Genomic DNA, 1,377 nt, shown 5'->3' on the forward strand with positions numbered 1-1,377 from the left:
CGTTAGAAATTTTTAACTCTCCTGTGCTACCCTTTCGTACTTAACCATTACGAGGTAACTATGTTCTTACACAAACAAATCGACACCATTGAAGCGGCTCCTCAAAAAGCCGGCAAAGGGGTCAGTATGAAAATGCTCCTATCTCCCGATGAATCCCCCACATTTGCGATGCGTAACTTTACCATCGACGCAGGAGGTCATATGCCTCTGCATACCAACAGTGTTGAACATGAACAGTACGTCCTAAGCGGTCGCGCACGTGTAGTAATCGGGGATAAAACGATTGAAGCGGGTGCGGGAGATGTGTTGCTAATCCCAGCAGGAGTGCCTCATAGTTATGAGACCCTCGGAGAGGAAACGTATAGCTTTTTGTGTCTCGTCCCCAAGGGTGTAGACGTTATCGAAGTGTTAGCGTGCTAAAGAGGATGCGGGATTAGTTATTATTCCCGCGTATAACACGTTTGACATCATTAATACCATCACCGACGCCGTCACCGAACTCTTTTGCCGTACATCCGCTAAACATTAAAATGGTCACTATTGAGAGCATTGCGAAACGAATCATTGATTCTCCTAAAATTGTAAATTGATGTGGAATTATAACGCGTTTGCCGTTCACACTCCGTTTCTCATCGTTTACGAAATCCGAACAGTTCGAGTGAGCTTTTCGTCGCACGGGCGATAATGCTCTGTTCGGGTCGAAACATCGCATTGGAGATCACCTTTACACACTCCATGATCTCCTCAAAACCATGACTTGGATAGGTGCTTTGGAGAACAATCTTATCCATGCTCATCTGTGATAGCACCTCTGTCTCAAACGCTCCGACATTTCCACTCCCCATCGCGAGATAAAATCCCTCTAATGAAGTGTACTCCTGAGTCGGATTGAGGATAATGCCTCTTGATCCGCTCAGTTTCGTGATCATCGCATCATTTAATAGTTCAGCTTCGATGACTATCGGCTTTTCAATGGGCAGGAGCATACTCTCTCCTTCACTACGGATCGAATAGGCAACACACTTACTACTCGCGTTATCTTGCAAAGAGAGTGGAACAGAATAAAAGATGCTCTCATATTCATCCGCAATCTCTTGGGCTTCCTCTATCTCGGAAATCGTTTTGGGATGGAGAATAAACATCTGCACCATCGACTCTTCCATAATCTCTTCGATATCAGCTAAAAATGTTTCGTCAGCACGGCATAAATTGACGTCAATCGTCATAACTCCCCTTTAGTATATACTATTTTTGGGTATGCAAATGCGGTTCTATCCGCTATCATTGCATCCATAAGACAAAGGATCAACTATGGACGGACGCGAACGTAAAAATATTATCTCAGGCAAACGGGTGAGCATCGTCCTCAAAGAGGAT

3 protein-coding genes are annotated in these 1,377 nt (G+C 44.6%); 1 reads left to right on the forward strand and 2 read right to left on the reverse strand.

Annotated features, from left to right (window positions below):
• The first annotated feature begins 60 nt into the window (after positions 1 to 60).
• Positions 61 to 420: a cupin domain-containing protein gene (locus tag A2517_RS06500; RefSeq protein ID WP_294895298.1), complete on the forward strand. Its 360-nt coding sequence runs from the start codon at positions 61 to 63 to the stop codon at positions 418 to 420.
• A 13-nt stretch (positions 421 to 433) separates the two neighbouring features.
• On the opposite strand, the gene A2517_RS06505 is transcribed toward A2517_RS06500, so the two are convergent.
• Together A2517_RS06505 and A2517_RS06510 are read right to left on the reverse strand one after the other, a co-directional pair.
• On the reverse strand, positions 434 to 565 hold the full coding sequence (locus A2517_RS06505) for a hypothetical protein (protein ID WP_294895300.1): 132 nt from the start codon (positions 563 to 565) through the stop codon (positions 434 to 436).
• Between the two features lie 64 nt (positions 566 to 629).
• Positions 630 to 1,226 carry a hypothetical protein gene (locus A2517_RS06510; RefSeq protein ID WP_294895302.1) on the reverse strand — a complete coding sequence of 199 codons (597 nt, stop codon included), beginning with the start codon at positions 1,224 to 1,226 and terminating at the stop codon, positions 630 to 632.
• Between the last annotated feature and the right edge of the window lie 151 nt (positions 1,227 to 1,377).

The organism is Sulfuricurvum sp. RIFOXYD12_FULL_44_77 (assembly GCF_001830725.1).
Taxonomy (GTDB): Bacteria; Campylobacterota; Campylobacteria; order Campylobacterales; family Sulfurimonadaceae; genus Sulfuricurvum; species Sulfuricurvum kujiense_A.